General features: G+C 69.0%; 1 protein-coding gene. It reads right to left on the bottom strand.

Annotated features, from left to right (window positions below):
- A partial coding sequence (locus ACFYO1_RS37525; RefSeq protein WP_387242290.1) for a hypothetical protein occupies nucleotides 1-19,946 on the bottom strand: 19,946 nt, incomplete at its 3' end.
- Between the last annotated feature and the right edge of the window lie 4 nt (nucleotides 19,947-19,950).

Below are 19,950 nucleotides of genomic sequence, written 5' to 3'. Positions count from 1 at the left end.
GTCGTCGGCGGCGTGGTCGGCGGCGTAGTTGGCGGCGTCGTCGGCGGCGTAGTTGGCGGCGTCGTCGGTGGTGTCGGCGGCGTCGGCCGGGTCGTCGGCGTGGTGGGCGGCCTCGGCGTGTGCGGCCGGGTCGGCGGCACCGAATGTTGCGGCGGGGCCGGCGGAACGGGCGGATGCGGGGGCACCGGGGGGTGCGGCGGCGGCTGCGGCGGCTCCACCGGCGAATCCGGCATCGGCACATGGATCTGCAGTGGCGGCCCTACCTCCGGCGGGAACTCGAACTCGTACTCGTGCGGCGGATGCGGTATGTGCGAACGGAACATCGGCGCCTCCGGCTCACCACGGCGGAACCGATCGTCCCCACCGTCGCCGTCGCCATTGTCCGAGCCGCGATCGCGGTTCGTACCGCCGTCGATGGTCCCGCTATCCGACCCGGAATCATCGTCGGCTGCGGAATCATCCCGATCGGATTCCCGAGTCCGATCGCGCGTGGAACCCGAATCCCGCGACGACTCATCGTTTTCGGAATCATCGCGATTCGCATAGTTCCGAGTCCGGTCTCTCGCGGATCCGGAATCGTCCGGCAGCTCAGCGGGATCGGAGTCGTCGCCCGCGTGCTTGCGATTCACCGCCGAGTCCGGATCGACCGGCTGCTGCCGATCGCGGCCGTCGGTGTCGCGCTCGCGATCTGTCGTCGAACCCGAATCAACCGGCTGCTCAGCGAGATCGGTGGCATCGTGGTCGCCGGCCCGATCCGGATGCGCCCGCGTCTGCGTCGAATTACCCTGCGGTTCTTGCTGGTTCACGTTGTCGGTCGCCGAACGGCTCCGATCGCCGGCACCGGTGTCGAGCGAGCGCAGCGATTCGGCCTGAGTTTCGGCGCGCCCCAGCTCGGCTTCGATGCGACCGACCTCCGCCTCGGCCACCAGGTAGTCCTTGGCCGCCCGCTCGAGTTCGGCGACCTTGTCCAGCCGGGCCTGCTGCTGGGTGACGTCCAACGTGCGTGCCCGCAAATCCTCTGCGCGCGCTTCGATTTCCCGTTCGGAGCGCAACTCGTGCGGCTCGATCGTCATCGACAAGCTCCCGGCGGCCTCGGCACGCGCGGCCTCGGCACGATCGAGCCGCTCCTGCGCCTGCACCAGGTCCAGTTCGAGACGCTCGCGAAGTTCCTCGACCTCCCGCCGCGCGTCGGCATCGACGTCACGTCGCGTCGCGTCGTCGGTCGACGTCGCCGGATCACGGTGCGTCGCACCATCGGGCTCGGTGACCGGGCCGGGCAGTTCGGGCTGCTGTCCGTCCCGGGCCAGCGCGCGGGCCTGCTCGAGCGCGGTGTCGTGGCGTTGGACGTTCTGCTCGCGCAGCCGCACCTGTTCGGCGGCGTCCTCGAACTCGCGGAAGGCCTGCGTCAGGTCGTCCACTCGTCGCTGTCCCGCCGGATCCGGCTGCTGCGCGCGCAGCTCGGCCAGCCGGGTCTCGACCGGCCCGTCGGCGCCGAACAGCCACGCCGGATCTATCCCCATGCTCTGTTCCAGCGCGAGCAGCGCGTCCGTGCGCGCGTCCAAAGTGGCTCGCGCCTCGGACAATTCGAGCTGATAGCGATCCCGTGGCAGGAACGGCGTCGATTCCGGCAGCGGCGCGGCGGCGTACGGGATGCCCGCCCGCCAATCGGTCAGCGGCGGCCGATCCGCGTCCCAGTGGAAGCCGAGACCGACCGCGTGCGTGTTCGCGTCGTGCCAGGTCTTGTTCCGATTCTCCGGGTCGCGCAGGAACTCCGATTCGGCCAGCGCGTCATAGAGCATGACGATGTCCTGCTTCAGCGGCTCGCCGGCCACCAGGCGGTTGATCGCCTCGGCGACGTCGGCCAGCTGATCCATCCGCTGCCGCACCAATCGTCCGGTGGGATCGGCGTAATCGGTGACCAGGTGCTCGTCGGTCATGAGGTGATCGAGGACCTGCTGGATCTGCTCGCGGGTGAAGCGCGGCGGCGGCAGGGCGCTGTCGGCGGTGGTGTCGTGCCACATGTGCGGCGCCAGCTCGTCGGCCATCCGGCGGAGCTGGTCCTCGGTGATGCGGCCGGTGTTCTGCTGTTCCAGCAGCAGCGTCCGGATGTCGGCGACGGTGTCGCGCACCGCGATTCGATCGTTGCTGTCGAACATGCCGAGCGCACGGTCGGCCAGCTCGTCGATCTGCCGGTCGATCCGGTTCAGTTGCTCGGCGACGTCGGGCCGGGTCGGGTCGACGCCGCGGTGGGCGTCCACCAGTTCCTTGCGCACCAGGTCGATGAGCTTGCGCGCGGCGACCGCCTGCTGGTCCTCGCCGTAGTGCGCCAGCTGATCGGCGATCTTGTCGGCCAGCCGGTCGTCCGCGCGGAAGCGATCGTATTCGGCGTCGGCCCAATCCTGGACCCGCTGCCATTGCTCGACTTCGTGATCGAAGACCTGCTGCAACCACTCGGGGATCTGCACGTGCTCGTCGAGGCGTGAGTGTTCGCTGGCCTCCCAGCCGCGGAACATCGGCTGGATATTGGTCTCCGGCGGCTTGTGCCAGTCGAATCCGTCCCACACCGTCGCGAAGGGCGGCAGCTTCTGCAACCACGGCCGGGCCTTGACCCAGTCGCCGATCGCCGGATGCCGGTGGATCCAGTCCCGGACCGCAGGATGATCGATCGCCTGGAGCAGGGTGCGGATATCCCGTTGGATGGCATAGAAATCGCCGCCGATGTGCAGGGTGACGATGTGGTCGGCCGGGACGCCGCCCTCGAAGTATTCGACCGGCGCGCTCATCGGGTTCATCGGCAGCATGTTCTTCGCGACGTATCCCGGCGGGATATCGGCGAACGGCGTGGCCAGGTCGTTGATGTAATCGGCCAGGCCGGCCCACCAGTCCGGGTTGCCCGGGTCGTACTCGCTCAGGCTGTCGCCGCGGCGCAGCTTGCCTTCGGCGTCCACGTTGGTCGACCAATCGGGCCTGCTCGGATTGACCGCGTGCCAGACATCGGAACTGTCGCGCCAGCGGACCACCAGCATGCCAGGGTCGCCGTTGATCCAGCCGGTTTCCGTGCGCTGCACCGGCGGTCCCGGATGGATCACCGACTCCTGCCCGGGTGCGGTCTGCCGGTACTCGATCTGCGGGTGCCGCAACATCGCCTGTGCGACAGCGGAATTTGTGCGGATCGCGTGTTCGAGCGCGGCATCGTGCAGCGCGTGCGGGTGCGCCGGATCGGGCTGCTGGCCGAAGACCACGATCCGGGGACGCTCACCCTCGATGATGCCGACCCGGTCGGTTGCCATCCGCCCGCCCTCGGCGTCGATGGCGTCGCGCCACTCGGCCACCTCGTGCCAGCGATCGGTGAGCTGGGTCATCTGGTCTTGCAGGCGGGTCATCGCGGAGTCCGCCCGGATCACGTCGGCCGCGGCGGACTCGAGCTCGTCGAGCATGGCCGGCCGGTGCGGATCGGTGCCGTCCTCGAGCTGCCGCTGGTGCCGCATCGTCTCGGCCAGCCGCTGTGGCTGCGGGCCGAGATCGGACAGCGGAATATGCAGCCGCTCCGCCAGATCTTCCAGGACCGCGCGCCGTCGCTTGCTGTCCTGGAAGATCGCCGCCTGCTGGTTGGCCAGCCGATCCAATGCGGTGACCACGTCCGCGGACAGCGGGCGGTCCCGGTTCACGTTCTCGCCGTGCAGCACCTTCAGCCTGGCGTCGATCTGGTCCACCGCCGCGTCGAGCTGGTTGAACGCCTCGACGGCATGGATCAGCTTGCGAATCTGCCTCTCACGCAGCTGACGCTCGGGCCCGGCCAGCGGTTCGTGTACGACCCTGGCCGGGCTGTCCAGGTTGGCGGGCACCCGCACCGACCGGCTCTGAGCCTCCCGGTGCAGCTCCATCACCCGCTGGGTGAACGCGTCACCGGTCAGGTCGGGCACGTCGAGTCGCGTCGCGATCTCATCCCTTGCCACCCGGGCGGCTTCGCGCTCACGCGCCAGTTCTCCCCGCTCCTCCAGCAGGCGGTCGTATTCGGCCTCCCGGGTTTCCGCCGGACCGGTCAGCTCGTCCATACGGGCGATCTCGGCGGTCAGCCGATGGATCGTCGCCTCGGTCTCGGGCACCCGATTGGACAGCCGCTCCAGCTCCCGGACCCGCAGCAGGTCGTGCGGTTGCCACTCCTGCCCGTCGGGACGGCGGTGATTCAACTCGCGCACGGTGTCGGCGAGGTTGTCGCCGGGTCGCAGCGCGGCCCAATCATCGGCCGGGTCGACACCGAGCAGCTCGGCCAGCTCGTTGCGCCTGCGGGTTGCCGCGTCGAGGTCGCGGAGGGCGAGGTCGCGCGCCTCGACCAGTTCGGCGCGGCGTTCGGCGTTGTCCGCCAGGTGCGCCGGGTCCGGCTGCGGTCCGTCCCCGGACCTCGTTGTGCCGCTTCCGTTTTCGGGGGTGCCAGGCTGCTCACCCGAGCGTTGCCGACCTTCGCCGGGAGCCTCGGACCGGGGCGGATCGCCGTCCGGGCGCACGTTCTGCTCGAGCATCGTCAACCGGTCGAGCACCGACTGATGCCAGTCCGGGTGATCGGCGAATTCCGGTGCGAGCGCCTCGATCCGGCCGCGGATCTCGGCCAGCTCCGCCGCACTGAGATCGTGCTGACGCCACGTCAGCACGCCGTCGGGGCCCTCCTCGAGGAAGTGATGGGCGAAACCGCTGGTGGTTTCGGCGTTCGGGCGCTGCCCGCCGCCGAACGCGAGGCTGTGGTCGATACCGCTGATCTGGCCGTCCCGCGTGACCAACCAGTTGGTCATGCCGCGGTCCGGCATCCGGATCAGCGTGTCCAGCAGGCCGAGGCGGACGCCGGCCGGGGTGTTGGTCAGCCCGGTCTCCTGCGGGCTCCACGCGCCCGGATGCCGGCCGCCGGCCCAGTCGCCCGGCATGAGCTGCATGTAGACCACGTGATCACCGGCCCGCACCACGTGCGGCACATTGGCGTCGACGGCGTGACCGACCAGTGCCGCAAGCACTTCCGCGTCGGCGTGCTGGACATTGCCGAGCGTCTTGCGGATCAGCTGGGTGCCGTCCTCGAGCGTGATCCGCGTCGCCTCGTCGCTGATCCGCTCGAACTGGATCATCTCCCCCGAGGTCTGCGCCGCCTCCACCCGAGCGACCGCCTCGGCGAGCGCCGCAGCGTCCGGATGGGTTTCGCCCGGCTCTTCGACCGGACCGCCCTCCGCCGGACGGTGTCCACCGTCGGAGCCTCCGTCGCCGGGATCGCCCGCCTGCGGAGGAGCCGGCGGCTGCGGCGGCTTGTGCCCACCGTCGTCGCCTCCGGTCGCGGGCTTCGGCGCGGATCCGGCGTCGTCCGTCGAGACCTGGGTGGTGTCCGCGGCTCGCGGGGTGCTCACCGGCTCCGGCGCGCCCTCGGATCTCGTTGCGCTACTCCCGTTTTCGGAGCTCGACGGCGTGGGACGCTGCGGTGCGCCCGGCCGCCCGGGGTCACCCGGCTTGTCCGGGCCACCGCCGGACGGCTGTTGCGGCGCGGGCGGATCGTCGTCCGGGCGCACGTTCTGCTCGAGCTTGGTCAGCCGGTCGAGCACGGACTGATGCCAGTCGGGATGATCAGCGAATTCCGGTGCCAGCGCCTCGATCCGGCCGCGGATCTCGGCCAGCTCGGCCGCGCTCAGATCGTGCTGACGCCACTGCATCTGGCCGTCCGGGCCGGGCTCCAGGAAGTGATGGGCGAAACCGCTGCTGGTTTCGTCGTTCGGGCGCACCCCGCCGCCGAAGGCGAGGCTGTGATCGATGCCGCTGATCCGTCCGTCCGGGGTGACGAGCCAGTTGGTCATGCCGCGGTCGGGCATTCGGATCAGCGCATCGAGCAGGCCGAGGCGCACACCGTCCGGCGTCTCGGTCAGCCCGGTATCGCGCGGGCTCATCGCGCCGGAGTGCTGCGTGTCGACCCAGTCGCCCGGCATGACCTGCATGTAGATCACGTTGTCGCCGGCCCGCACGATGTGCGGCACGTTGGCGCCGACGGCGCGGCCGACCAGTGAGGCGAGCGCTTCCGCGTCACCGTGGCGCGGATTGGTGAGCACCTTGCGGATCACCTGTGTGCCGTCCTCGAAGGTGATCAGCTCCACCCGTTGAGCCCGGCGCATCGCGCCCTCGCTGAGCACCTCGACCTGGAAGGTCTCACCGGTGGTCTCCGCGCCCTCGACCCGAGCCACCGCGTGGGCGAGTGCCGTTGCGTCCGAACCGGATTCGCTCGCCCCGCCCGCGGGTTCGCCCTGCGGCGGACGGTGACCGCCGGAACCGCCGTCACCCGGATCGCTGGCCGCGGTCGGCGGTTGCGGCGGCTTCTTCCCGCCACCCGCACCGTCGCCGGCAGGCCGGACGTCCGAGGCCTGCGCCCCGTCCTCGGCCGGCGTGCTTCGTGCCGCAGTGTCGTCCGTCGCCGGGACGGTCTGCGGCTCGGCCGGCGCCTCGCCGGTCGGCGGCTTCTTGGCGCCGCCACCATCACTCGGTGCGTCGGGCTCCGGGCGGGGCACGGCCAGGGGCGGGGCGTCCGGCGGATCGGTCCGACGCACCTCGGTGGGGCCGTCTTCGCCGGGGACGAGACGGTAGGTGATGACGTTGTCGCGGTTCGGCCCGACCAGATCATCGAGCTCCGGATGCACCGCGGCGGCTCGATCGATCAGCGTCGTCGGATCTGCCGACTCACCGCGCACCACGGCAATGACCTGTGGCGGATCGCCGGGAACGACACCGATCTGCGGCACACCCTGCAACGGCTCCGCACCGGCCTCGAGCATCGTGTCTTTCCTGAGCTGATCAGCCAACTGCTGATCCCGCTCAGCTGCATCCCGCTCGGCGTAGCGGTGCCGCTCGAACGCGTCCTCGGCCGCGGCCGGATCCTGCGCCTGCCGCAACTCCTCCGCGGCTTCGTCCCTGGCCCGCACCGCGTCGGCCTTGGCCTGCTCTAGGCGCTCGATCTCGTTACCGCGTTGGCGCGCATCGGCTTCGGCGATCCGCTGCTGTTCGGCCAACGCTTCCGCCGACCGCGCGATAACCTCCGGCGAGTCGGTCCGATGCACCTGAGTGCGACCGTCCTCGCCGGGAACGAGGCGATAAGTGGTGACGTTGTCACGATTCGGCCCGACCAGATCACCGAGCTCCGGATGCTGCGTGACCGCCCGATCGATCAACGCCGCCGGGTCCGTCGATTCACCGCGCAACACGACGATCGCCTGTGGCCGATCACCCGGGATTATGCCGACCTGCGGCACACCGTCCAGCGGCTCCGCACCGGCCTCGAGCATCGTGTTCTTCCGGAGCTGCTCGGCGAGTTGCTGATCGCGCTCGGCCGCATCCCGCACGGCATACTTGTGCCGCTCGAACGCGTCCTCGGCCGCGGCCGGATCCTGCGCCTGCCGCAGGTCTTCCGCAGCCTCATCCCTGGCCCGCGCAGCGTCGGCTTTCGCCTTCTCCAAGCGCTCGATCTCGTTACTGCGTTGCCGCGCATCAGCTTCGGCGAACCTTTGCTGCTGCGCTAGATCTTCCGCAACCTGCGTCGGCCGATTCGCCTCGACCACCGGCCTGTTCGCTGCGCTGTCCTCGTTCGGCGCAGGTGTCTCACGTACCGGCGCAGCCTCATTGACCAGCTTGTCCGGAGTAGTCACCGGCTTACTCGCCGCGCTGTCCGCCCTCGGCACGGGCGTCTCACGTACCGGCGCAGCCTCATTGACCAGCTTGTCCGGAGTAGACACCGGCCTATTCGTGACCGCCGTTGGATTTTCGCTCGGCTTGTTTTGTGCCGCAGCATCGTCCGCTGCCGGAATGGTCTGCACTCCAACCGGTTCCGGGGTGTCGCCGACTGACGGTTTCTTCGCGCCGCCGCCATCGCTGGGCGCGTCTGGTTCGGGACGGGGTGCGACCGGCGGCGCGTCCGGCGGGTCGGTTCGGTGTACCTGGGTGCGGCCGTCTTCGCCGGGGACAAGGCGGTAGGTGGTGACGTTGTCGCGATTCGGCCCGACCAGATCGTTCAGCTCCGGGTGCACCGCGGTGGCCCGATCGATCAGTGTGGTCGGATCGGTCGACTCGCCACGCACCACGACTACGGCTTGCGGCGGATCGCCGGGAATGATGCCGATCTGCGGCACGCCGGCCAGCGGTTCCGCGCCCGCCTCGAGCAAGGTGTCCTTCCGCAGCTGATCGGTGAGCCGCCGATCCGACTCCGCGGCATCCCACACGGCGCGCTGCTGCTGTGCGTAGGCTTCCTCGGCCTCGGCCTGGTCACGCGCCTGCCGCAGTTCCTCCTCGGCCTCGTCGAGGCCGCGCAGCGCCTCAGCCTTCGCCTGCTCCAGCCGATCGATCTCGTTGCTCCGTTGCCGCGCATCGGCTTCGGCGAACCGCTGCCGCTGCGCCACGGCTTCGGCGGACTGCGCGAGAACCTCCGGCGAGTCCGTCCGGTGCACCTGAGTGCGGCCGTCTTCGCCGGGGACTAGGCGGTAAGTGGTGACGTTGTCGCGATTCGGCCCGACCAGATCGCCGAGTGCAGGATGCACCGCCGTAGCGCGATCGATCAGCGTCGTCGGATCCGTCGACTCACCGCGCACCACGACTATCGCCTGCGGCGGATCCCCCGGGATGATGCCGATCTGCGGCACGCCGTCCAACGGCTCCGCACCGGCTTCGAGCATCGTGTCTTTCCTGAGCTGATCAGCCAGTTGCTGATCCCGCTCGGCCGCATCCCGCACGGCATACTTGTGCCGCTCGAACGCATCCTCGGCCGCGGCCGGATCCTGCGCCTGCCGCAGCTCTTCGGCGGCCTCGTCCCTGGCCCGCACCGCATCGGCCTTGGCCTGCTCCAGCCGCTCGATCTCGTTACTGCGTTGCCGCGCATCGGCTTCGGCGAACCTTTGCTGCTGCGCTAGATCTTCCGCAGTCTGCGTCGGCCGATTCGCCTCGGTCACCGGCTTACTCGTTGCGCTGTTCTCACTCGGGGCAGGCGCCTCACGTACCGGCACAGCCTGGCTGACCAGGTTGTCCGGAGTGTTCACCGGCTCGTTCGTGGCAGCCGTCGGGTCTTCGCTCGGCTTGCTTTGTGCCGCAGCATCATCGGTTGCCGGAGTGGTTCGCGGCTCGGCAGGCGGCTCACCGGTCGGCGGTTTCTTCGCGCCGCCACCATCACTCGGTGCGTCGGGCTCCGGACGAGGTGCGGGCAGGGGTGGGGCGTCCGGCGGGTCGGTCCGGTGTACTTCGGTGCGGCCGTCTTCGCCGGGGACCAGGCGGTAGACGACGACGTTGTCGCGGTTCGGGCCGGCCAGATCATCGAGTCCCGGATGTACTGCGGTAGCTCGATCGATCAGCGTCGTCGGATCCGTCGACTCACCGCGCACCACGACGATCGCCTGCGGCGGATCACCCGGGATGATGCCGATCTGCGGCACTCCATCCAACGGTTCCGCACCGGCTTCGAGCATCGTGTCTTTTCGGAGCTGATCAGCCAGCTGCTGATCCCGCTCGGCCAGCTCCCGCTCGGCATAGTTGCGCTGCTCGTACGCCTGCTCGGCCTCGGCTTGGTCCTGCGCCTCGTCGAGCTGTCGCGCGGCTTCGTCCCTGGCCTGGACGGCATCGGCCTTCGCCTGTTCCAGGCGCTCGATCTCGTTACTGCGTTGGCGCGCATCAGCTTCGGCGATCCGCTGTTGCTCGGCCAACGCCTCCGCCGACCGCGCGAGAACTTCTGGCGAGTCGGTCCGATGCACCTGCGTGCGACCGTCCTCACCGGGCACGAGGCGATAGGTAGTGACGTTGTCGCGGTTCGGCCCGACCAGATCGTTCAGCTCCGGATGCACCGCGGTAGCACGATCGATCAACGTAGTCGGATCCGTCGACTCACCGCGCACCACGACGATCACCTGAGGCGGCTCACCCGGGACGATGCCGATCTGCGGCACTCCATCCAACGGCTCCGCGCCTGCCTCGAGCATCGTGTTCTTGCGCAGTTGCTCGGCCAGCTGCTGATCCCGCTCGGCCGCCTCCCGCACGGCATACTTGTGCCGCTCGTAGGCTTCGTCCGCCGCGGCCGGATCCTGCGCCCGCAGGTGGTCCGCTTCGGCCTCGCCCCTGGCCCGGATGGCGTCGGCCTTGGCCTGCTCCAGCCGCTCGATCTCGTTACTGCGTTGGCGCGCATCGGCTTCGGCAAACCGCTGCTGCTGCAACAGTTCTTCGGCGGTCGGCGCCGGCTCTTTCGGTTGCGGGTTCGATTCCGCTTCCAGCACAGGCACTTCCGGCTGCTCGCCACGGATCGCCGCGCGGGCGCGGTCGAGGTTGACGTCGTGCTGCTCCAAGCGCTGTTCGAGACGCATGACCTCCGCGGTCGCGTCGTCGAAGTTGCGCAGCGCGGTCGACAGGTCATCGATGTGCTGCCGGCCGGCCGCGTCCGGCTGCTGCGTGCGCAGGTTGGCCAATCGGTCGGCGGGATCGGCGGCACGGAACAGGCTTTCGGGATCGACCCCAGCCACTCGCGCGGCCTCGAGCAGTGCACGTGAACGTGCGTCCCACAGCTCCTTGGCGTTGGCCAACTGCTGCTCGTAGCGGTCCCGCGGCAGGAACGGCTCCGGCGCGTGCAGCGGTTCGGGCGCGTACGGGACATTCGCGCGATCGCCGGTCAGCGGCGGCCGGTTCGCATCCCAGTGGAAGCCCTCGGCCACCGCGTGGGCGTTCGCGTCATGCCAGGTCCAGCGCCCGTCGCGCGGCGCGGGAGTGCGCAAGAAGTTGGATTCGGCGAGTGCGTCGAGCATGAGGACGACGTCCGCGGGCAGCGGCTTGCCGTCCTTGATCCGGTTGATCGCCTCGGCCACATCGGCGAGCTGATCCATCCGCCGCGTCGTCACGTTGCCGTCGGGATCGGCGTAATCGACGGCTGGATGCTCGTCGACCATCAGATGATTCAGGATCTGCTGAATCTCGTCCCTGGTGAAGGCCGGGAATTCGTGCTTCGGCGGTGCGCTGTCGGGTTGCGGGCGATCCGGGAACGGATCGGGCCAGTTGTGCTCTTCGATCTCCGGCGGGAGCGGACGGATATCGGGAGCCAGCCGGTCGACGATCCGGGTGATGTCCGCGTCGGTGATCGCCCGCTCGTTCCGGATATCGAGCAGCTGTTGCCGTATTTCGGCGACCGCGTGCCGGATCGCGACCCGATCATCGGTGGCGAAGTTATCGAAGGAATCGTCGGCGATCCGGTTGATGGCTTCGTTGATCCGCTGCACTTCACGGTCGATCCCGGCCTGGTCCGGTTCGACACCGCGGTGCGGATCGACCAGTTCCTTGCGGATGCGTTCGACCAATTCCTGTGCGCCGACCCGCATCTGCTCTTGCCGGTACTCGGCCAGCCGCTCGGCCATGCGGTCGGCGAGCTGATCATCTGCCCGGAACTTGTCGTACTCGCGGTCGGCCCATTGCTGCACCTCTCGCCAGTTCGCGACCTCCTGATCGATCGCGGGCCGCAGCCACTCGGGAATCTCGACCCTGGCATGCTCGGCCGGCTCCCAGGTGCGGTACATCGGCTGGAAATTGGTCTCCGGCGGCCGGTGCCACTGGAACGACGACCACATGGTGCCGACCGGGAAGAACCGCTTCAGCCACGGACGCGCCAGTACCCAATCGCCGATCGCCGGATGCCGATGGATCCACTCCCGGACCAGGGGGTGGTCGATCGCCATGAACAAGGTGCGGATATTCCGTTGAATGGAACCGATATCGGCACCGAGATGAAGGCTGACAATATCGTCGGGCGACACGCCGTAGTCGAAGTACCGGGTCTCGACATTCATCGGGTTCAGCGGGAGCATGTTCTTCGCGATATGCCCCGGCGGGATATCGGAGAACGGCGTCGCCAAGTCGTTGATGTAGTCGGAGAGCCCGCCCCACCAATCCGGATTGCCCGGGTCGTATTCGTGACCCGCGTCGGGACCACGATTGGTGCGCATGCTCGGCTTGGTCGGATCGACGTTGTGCCACTGCCCGTCCGCGTCCTGCCAGCGCACCAGCAGCAGGCCGGGATCACCGTTGATCCACCTGGTGGCGGTGCGCTCGACGGGCGGACCCCCCATCGACTCCCGCCGCACCGTGCCGTCTTCATCGAAGAGCACCCGCTGATATTCGACCCGCGGTTGCCGCATCATCGCCTGTGCCACAACCGGTTCCGTGAGTATGGCGTGCGCCAGCGCCTCGTCGTGGCTCGCCCGCGACGGCTCGAATTCCGCTCGCGGACCGAACACGATGATGCGCGCGGGCTCACCGGGGATGTAGCCGACTCGATCGGTGACCATCCAGCCGTCCTCGGCCCCGACGAGATCCCGCCAGACCCCGTTGAGCCGGGCCATCTCGTCGCGCAGCTTGCCCATTTCGTGCTCGCCGGCGAGCACGTCGCGCGCGGCGGCTTCCAGCTCGTCGAGCACGCGGTGGCGCTCGGCCATCTCGCCGTTGTCCACCCGCATCGTGCGCGTGCGATGCCAATCGAGCGCTTTTTCCAGGTCGCGAGGATGCGGGCCGAGCTCCGAGAGCGGAATCCCGAGCCGCCGGGCCAGGTCCTCCAGCACCGGCCGCCGCGCCTCGACCTCGCGGAGCAGTTCGGCGTATTCGCGGGCCAGGCGATCGAGGGCGTTGCCGGTATCGTCGCCGGGCGGGCGCTCGCCGACGACGCCCTCGTCGCGCAGTTGCGCGAGGCGGGCGTCCTTCTCGGCGATCGCCGCGTCGAGCCGCTCGCAGTCCCGCATGGCATCGCTGAATCTGCGGAGGTCACGCAGATGCAGCTCGCGCTCGGAGCCGCTGAGCTGCTCCCGGACGATCCGTTCCGGGGAGTCCAGGTTGCCGGGGATCCGGGTGGTCCGCGATTGCGCCTGGTCATACAGCTCGAGCATGCGGTGCTCGAACGCGGAGCCGGTCAGATCCGTGAACCCGAGGTACGCGGCGAGCTCATCGCGCTTCGCCCTGGCGAATTCGCGCTCATGATCCAGCTCACGCCGCTCCTCGAGCAGGCGGGCGTACTCGCCCTCGGGGGTCTCGAGTCGAGCGGCCTCGCGGGCGGCGTCCAGCTCGGCCAGCTCGCGATCGATCCTGGCGATGTCGTTGTCCGCGTCGTGGACCCGGTTGGCCAGTTGCTCGAGCTCATCGATGCGGGCGTGTTCGCGCGGCATCTCCGCACGCACCTCCATGGTGCGTCCGCGCAACTCCTCCAAGGTCTGCGGGAGGTTGTCGGGATGCAGTGCCGCCCAGTCATTTTCCGATGAGACGCGCAGACGGCCGGCCAGCCGATCGCGCTGCCGCTGCAACGCGTCCCGATCGGCGACGACCCGATCGCGCTCGGCCTCCAGCTCGCGCTGACGCGCGTCGAACGGGTCCTCGGGGTGCGGCGCGCCGTCGGTCTCGTGCGGCGGCGTGCCGTCACCGGACTGCCGATCGCCGTTATTCGTGCCGTCCTCACCCGGACCACCAACGGGCGGTGGCGATTCCGGCGGCTTCTTACCGCCGCCCGCACCCTCGGGCTCGGGCTGTGCGGTGGAATCCTCGCGCGGCCAGACCTTCACGTCGCCTTCGTGCGGGACTTCGGCACCGGGCTCCGGAGTCCGATGCTTGCCCGCCTCCCCCGACGGCACCTCCGTCTCCGGGCGCGGCAACGTCCCGTCGGCGATTTCGCGGGAGAACTCGGCGCGCAATGCCAGCATCCGCGCCCGCCACTCGGCGTGGTCGGCCGCCATCTGCGACGCCCAGTCCCGCGGCTCGGTATCCGCGATCCGCCGCATCTCGACGGCGTGCTCGGCGGCCATCCGCGCCGTCCACTCGGCGGTCTCGGCCCGCATCCGATCAGTCCAGTCCGCGGTGCTCTCGTGCCGGGGGGCGCGGTTGTCGCCGTCGCCGGACGGCCCGGGTTCGGGCCCATCGCCGTCCGGGCGATCCATCCATTCCATACGGTCGGCGCCGGGAGCGCGAGGCCGCTCGCTGGTCCCGTCACGCGGATCACCCTCGGGTGCGATGCGATAGTTCGGCTCGTGCCCGGAGTCGCGGACGGTCGGGTGCAGTTCGACGGCGGCGTCGGGGTGGAAGGTCCGCCACTCACCGCCGTCACGAATGACGGGGGCGGTGCCCGGACCCTGTGCCCGGTCCACACCGACGGCGTCGGTTGGCGCGGACACCTCGACCCCGAGCCGATTCGCTACGTATTGGGCCCAGCCGTGCTCGTTGCCGCTGTGGCAGGACAGCAGTCGAATCGGTGTGCCGGGAACGTAATTCGGGTTGTTGAGGATCGCCTGAACGATCTGTTCGGGATGGGTCTTCGCCTGGAAGCCCGGGATCGGAGCGCCGTCCTCGCTGCCGTGCACGACGACGTCGTGCACGCCGTCCTCGTGCAGGACGTTGTCGCGGACGTTGTGCGTCTTGGTGTCGTCGCCGATCGAGGTGCTCTCCGGACGATGGACCACACCTTCGCCATTGGCCAGGTAATCGTCGTAGATCCGCACGTCATCGTTGCTGCCGTCCGGATCACGTTGCGGCCCATCATCATTGCCGGCCATCTCATCCGACGGCCTTGGGTGCGTTCCGTTTTCCGCGTCGGATTCCTGCGGCGCGCGATCGTTGGCCGGCGTGTTCTCGTCGGACGGGCGCGATCCCGTGTCGGTGGCATCGCGATCGTGTGCCGGGGTGCCCGTGTCGGCCGGGCGCACCGGGGTCGCGGGGCCTGGGTCGGCCGGTTTGATGACCAGGTAGCCCTTGTCGCGGGCCTCCTGCTCGGTGAAGATTCCGGCGACGTCCTTCACCTTGGGAATCGGGCTGTTGCCCTCGTGCAGGTCGACGAGCTTCATCAGCCCTTCGGGCGTGGTCGCCGCGACGTCGAGATCGCTGTCCGCGCGGAAGGGCGCACCCGAGCCCTCCGAGACGCCCGTCTGGCGGCTGCCGAAGATCACCAGCGGCTCACCGGTTTCCGCGACCGATTTCCTTGCGGCATCCAGCATTTCGGGCGTGACGCCGGGACCGGGTTCGCCGATCACCTCGACCTCGGGTAGGCCTCCGTCCGGCAGTCTGGTCTCGGGCCGGTCGAGACCGACCTCGTCCGGCACCCGCGCCGGCAACTCCCCGTCCTCGTCGCGCACCCTGGGCGCGGACTCGTCCGTGCCGTCGTGCCGTCGGGAGTTTGCGTCGTCGGGGCGACCGTCGTAGGCCTGACCGACCCGCCGGTCCGGGGCGGGGGTCGCGGCCTCCGCGAGGAGGCGAGCCCGTTCCACCGGACTCAGCTTGTGCTCCGGCTGGCCCTGGGCATCGAATACGACGGCGCGCGTGCTGCTCAGATCTCGCGGCACCCTGGGCGGGTAGCCATGATCGGCCACCCCGGCGCCGAGGTCACGGACCACGATATCGCCGCCTTGATTGACCAGCAGATACGCGTGCGCACCGACACCGTGATTGTCCCGATAACCGGAGTAGGCGTCGACGACCAGTGCGGACGATCCATCGCCCAGGGCGAGCAGCCGCTGCTGGAGTGCGTCGTGTGAGGTGACTTCCAGCCGGCCGCCTGCGGCGGCCATGAGTTCGCCGTCGGTCATCCCGTCAGGACCGATTACCCGCTCCGGCATCCGCACATGGTCGCCGCCATACATCGACCGGAGTTCCCCGAGCGACAATTCGCCACAACGGCCGCGGCGGTCATCCGGAAGATTGAACGCGTCATCGGACGAGTGGTGCTGGGACTGGAAGCCGCCCAGGTTGTCCATCGGAACCGGGACGTTGTTGCGTTCGAGGTCGAATCGGGTGATAGTGACGTCACCCTTGATACTGGTGTGCGCCTTATAGTATTCAACCTCGAGCGTGCCGTCGCGATGCGCTTTCAGCAAATCCTCTCTGGCTTTGAGGAACGCCTTTCCTTCGTCGCTGCTGGGGTCGAGACCGCGCTCGCGCATCTGCTCGGGTGTCTCGTTCAGGATCTGCTTGAGGTTCCGGTCGACCGCGAGGGTGTTCCGGAGATACTCCGGGGAACCCTGTTCAGCACGGCCATAGGGGGTATCGGCACCCTCCAGCGTCGAGCCGACGCCCTTGGCCTCGATCACCATCAGCTTGGGTGGCGGGCCGGGTACGTACATAGCGAGGTCGACCGAGTAATTGCCATCCCACGCACCCTCGAACGGGGTGATCTGCACGGCGCCGTCCGGCTTAAGCCCGAATGATTTAGCACCCAATTCGCCGAGCAATTTCGAGCTGGCGTTCATTTGGTCGCCGAGCAGATTGTATTTCTCGGCTTGGGATCTCATCTCCGCCAGGCGATCCAGCTTCGCGTCCGTTGCAGCGTCGTCCAGGCCGAGCGCCTCGACTTCACGTACCTTGTCGGCGATCAGGCCTTCCAGCTTCTTTGCGCTCAACTGATGGACGTCGGTTTTGCCGTCCGAGTCCTTGATATCGAACTCGTGCATGAGCGGTTCGAGCAGCCGGCGCGCCTCTTTACGGTCAACACCCTGTTGTTGCCTATCGGCGGAAGCCTGCGCCAGATCACGGATGATGTCCGGGTCCGTGGGGGTATGCGGCTCCGGATCGCCGAGCGTTTGGTGCCGATGGACGTATCCGCTGCTGCTGGCGCTGTTGGGGTCAGCGGCGAAGCCGTTGGGGTTACGCAATTGGTGCGGATAATTATCGCCGCGCCAGGTATTCGGCCTATCACCGAACTTGTGCAATTTGCCGTCAGCGGCGCTTCGGTAATATTCGGCGCCATCACCGGGGCGACGTAGGTACCCGTCGGCGTCGCGTTTCATTCCCGGCGGCACCGGCTCGTTGGCTGGATGCGGTGGCGGATCCGGCACACTGCCGATCCGCACCCGATCGCCGGAATCGCTTGGGTTGGCGAGCAATTCGTCCCGGATACGGCTGGGCACCCCGTCCGTCGGCGTGCCGTCCGGCTTGAACATGATCGCGCTGACGCTGTGCAGCTCTTTCGGTGTACGCGGCGGGTACCCGTGGTCGGGCCCCATACCGGGGTCGTGCACCTTGATCTGGCCGCCCTCGTTCACCAGCAGGTATGCGTGCGCGCCGACACCGTGCTCGTCGCGCGGCCCCTTGTAGGTGTCCACGACCAAGGCGGTGGCGCCGTCGCCCAACTTCAACAGCCGTCGCTGGATCGCGTCGTGGCCGCCGGGGAAGTCGCGCAACTGCCCGCCCGCGGCGCCGACCAGCTCGCGCTGGGTCATGCCGTCGGCGCCAACTGTCCGCTCCAGCAGGCGGATTCGGTCGCCGAATCGCTCATGCAGTCGCTGCAGCGCGAGCTCGCCGCACTTGCCGCGATTCGGATCGTCCGGCTCGAGCGGTCGCTTGTTCTCGCTGTCTCCGTCTTGGCGCGGGGGCGCACCGTCTCCGTCGGCGCCGTGCTGGCGCGGCGCTCCGTCAGCACCCGACTGCCGCGGGTGTGCCGTCGCGCTCGGGTCCGCCACCGGGACGAGCTGCACGTCGTCGTGGTGGGGGCGACTGTCGGAGTCGTCACCGTGCTCGTTGCGCCGTGCGGGATCCGCGTCGCCTGCCCGGTTCGGACCATCTCCTACCGGCCGGGAGTCGTTCGCACGTGGACGTCCGCCGTCGTCTCCGGCACCGGCGTGCGGCCGATCCGCTTGCGGCGCACCAGCTTCCGGCCTATTCCTGGACTGTGGCCCGTCGGACTCCGAGCGTGGCCGGACGTTCTGGTCCGCATCCGGGCGTACCTGGACGTGCTCGTCCGCCCCGCCGACCTTGCGCTCCGGCGCTCGGGACACCTCGGAACCGCTCGACTCCGCGCGCAGACCGGGAGTCGAATCCTTGCCTGCCCGAACAGGATTCGAATCCGAGATACCGGCACGCGAATCCCCGCGCGGACGATCGGCGCCGGGCTTGGCGTCCGGCGATCCGGCGCGCGAATCGGCTGCCCTCGGTTCCGCGCCTTGCCTGGTCTCGCCGCCACGCCCCGGCTCCGCGCCGGCAGGCCGCGAGGTCGCGGAGTCACCGGCAGGCCTGGATGTGGTGGCGTCTCCGGCCTGCCGAGGTGCGGCACCGTCACTGCTTTGCCGGGGAGCCGCCCCGTCGCCGCTGTGCCGCGGCGCAGCACCGTCGGCGCCGGGACGAACCGGCGCGGCGTCGGCGCCGGGACGAACCGGCGCGGCGTCGGCGCCGGGGCGGACCGGCGCACCGTCACCGACGCGGCCCGCGTCACCCGAATTATGGTTTACCGCAGTACTTCCCGGCTCCGCACCGGAATGCTGCTCCGGTGTGACCGATCGATCGCCGGTGCTGCTGTCGTGCGCACTGCCGCTGTCGGCGATGCCTGCCCGGCTACGATCCGCTCCGCCGGCGTCGGCTCCGGCATGCTGCTCCGGCGCGCCGGCGCGACTCTCGGGTGCTCCGCCGTGCTGCTGCTGATTACCGTCGGTGCCACGACTTTCGGAACCACCGTGCTGCTGACCACCGTCAGTACCACGGCTATCCGAACCACCCTGCTGCTGATTACCTTCAGTGCCACGGCTTTCGGAACCGCCGTGCTGCTGACCGCTGTCACCACCGCGACTTTCGGATCCGCCCTGCTGCTGACCACCGTCAGTACCACGGCTCTCCGAACCACCCTGCTGCTGACCACCATCGGTACCGCGACTTTCCGAACCACCGCCCTGTTGCCGGTCGGCGTCGGTGCTGTACGTCCGATCCGAGTCTCCGGTGCGTGAGGAGTCGCCGTTCTGCGACGAGGTGTCGTCGGTCCGCGTGGACGATCCATCACCGGAGTTGGTGCGATTGCCGGTCCCCCCGCCAGTGGCGTCTCCGCCGGTCCGTTCCCCGCCCGTGCCACCGTGCTCGCCCTGGCCGACCCCGCCGTTCTGCGTCGTACTCAGGCCATTGCTGCCGGCCGGGCGCATGTCCGGACCGCCATTGCTATGTGTACCAACGCCTTCGGGCCCGAGGCCCGCATATCCGACCCGTGGTCCGCCCGGCGCCCCGACACCGACCGGCGCACCCATGCGGCCGAAGTGGAAGTTGGTGGCTCGCGCCTTGTTGCCACCGGACATCGCGCCGTTGGACAGGCCGGCGGTGATCATCCGCGGGTCGAAGTTGCTGAGCGCGCCGCCCCAGCCGTTGTTCATGACATCGATCGCGAATTGCGGTGCGTACCCGGCGATCGATCCGGCGAAGCCCGCGCCGAGGCCGGTAACCGCGCCCTTCATCCCAGGGCCCAAATCGACGTGCTTCAAACGGTTTCCGAGCCAATGGCCGGCCGCCGCACCACCGAGCGCACCAGCCCCCGACGACACTGCGGTCATCTTGACCTGGTCCCAGTTGATCTCCTTGCGGTGGCCCTGTTCCTTCTGGATCCACTGGATCCCCAGGTCCTGGATGGTGCCGAGCGCGAGGTCGAGTGCGACGTGCTTGACGAGGAACTTGACGCCCTTGGTCACGGCCATCTTGAGCACATGCTTGAGGGCGGCCAAGAGCGACTGCCGGGCGATCATCCGAATCGTCACGCGGGTCGCGGCAACGGCGGCCAACTCCACGGCCGGCGCGGTAGGCGGAAACAGCCACGCCGCGGCGAGTTCGATCGCCAGCAGTCCCAGCGAGGACCACATCATCCATTTGGCGTACTCGATCTCGGTTCCGACGCCGTCGGCGGATTCGGCGAGCTTGTCGAAGAATTCGGCGAGCTTCTTGAGATTGTTGTTCTCTTGCTCTTTTTTGGCGCCGGTGCCGTCGCGCATCATGTCGAACGCGCCCGCGATCTCATCGCGCGCCGCCCCGGACGGGTACGCGCCGAGCGCGGCCGACTTCGCCGCGTTGATGTCGGCCATGATGCCGCGCAGCTCTTCGGCGCCGTTGCGCCAGTCACCGGCCAGCGCGCGCATGCCGGTTTCCGAGCCCTCGGGCCAATCGCTACCGGCGACCCACCCGAGGGTTTCGAGGAGTCCGTCCCAGAAATCCATTCAG

The organism is Nocardia sp. NPDC006044 (assembly GCF_042871115.1).
In the GTDB taxonomy this organism is placed as follows: domain Bacteria; phylum Actinomycetota; class Actinomycetes; order Mycobacteriales; family Mycobacteriaceae; genus Nocardia.
The sequence above is the reverse complement of the archived record's forward strand: the minus strand, read 5'-3'. Positions and strand labels throughout refer to the sequence as shown.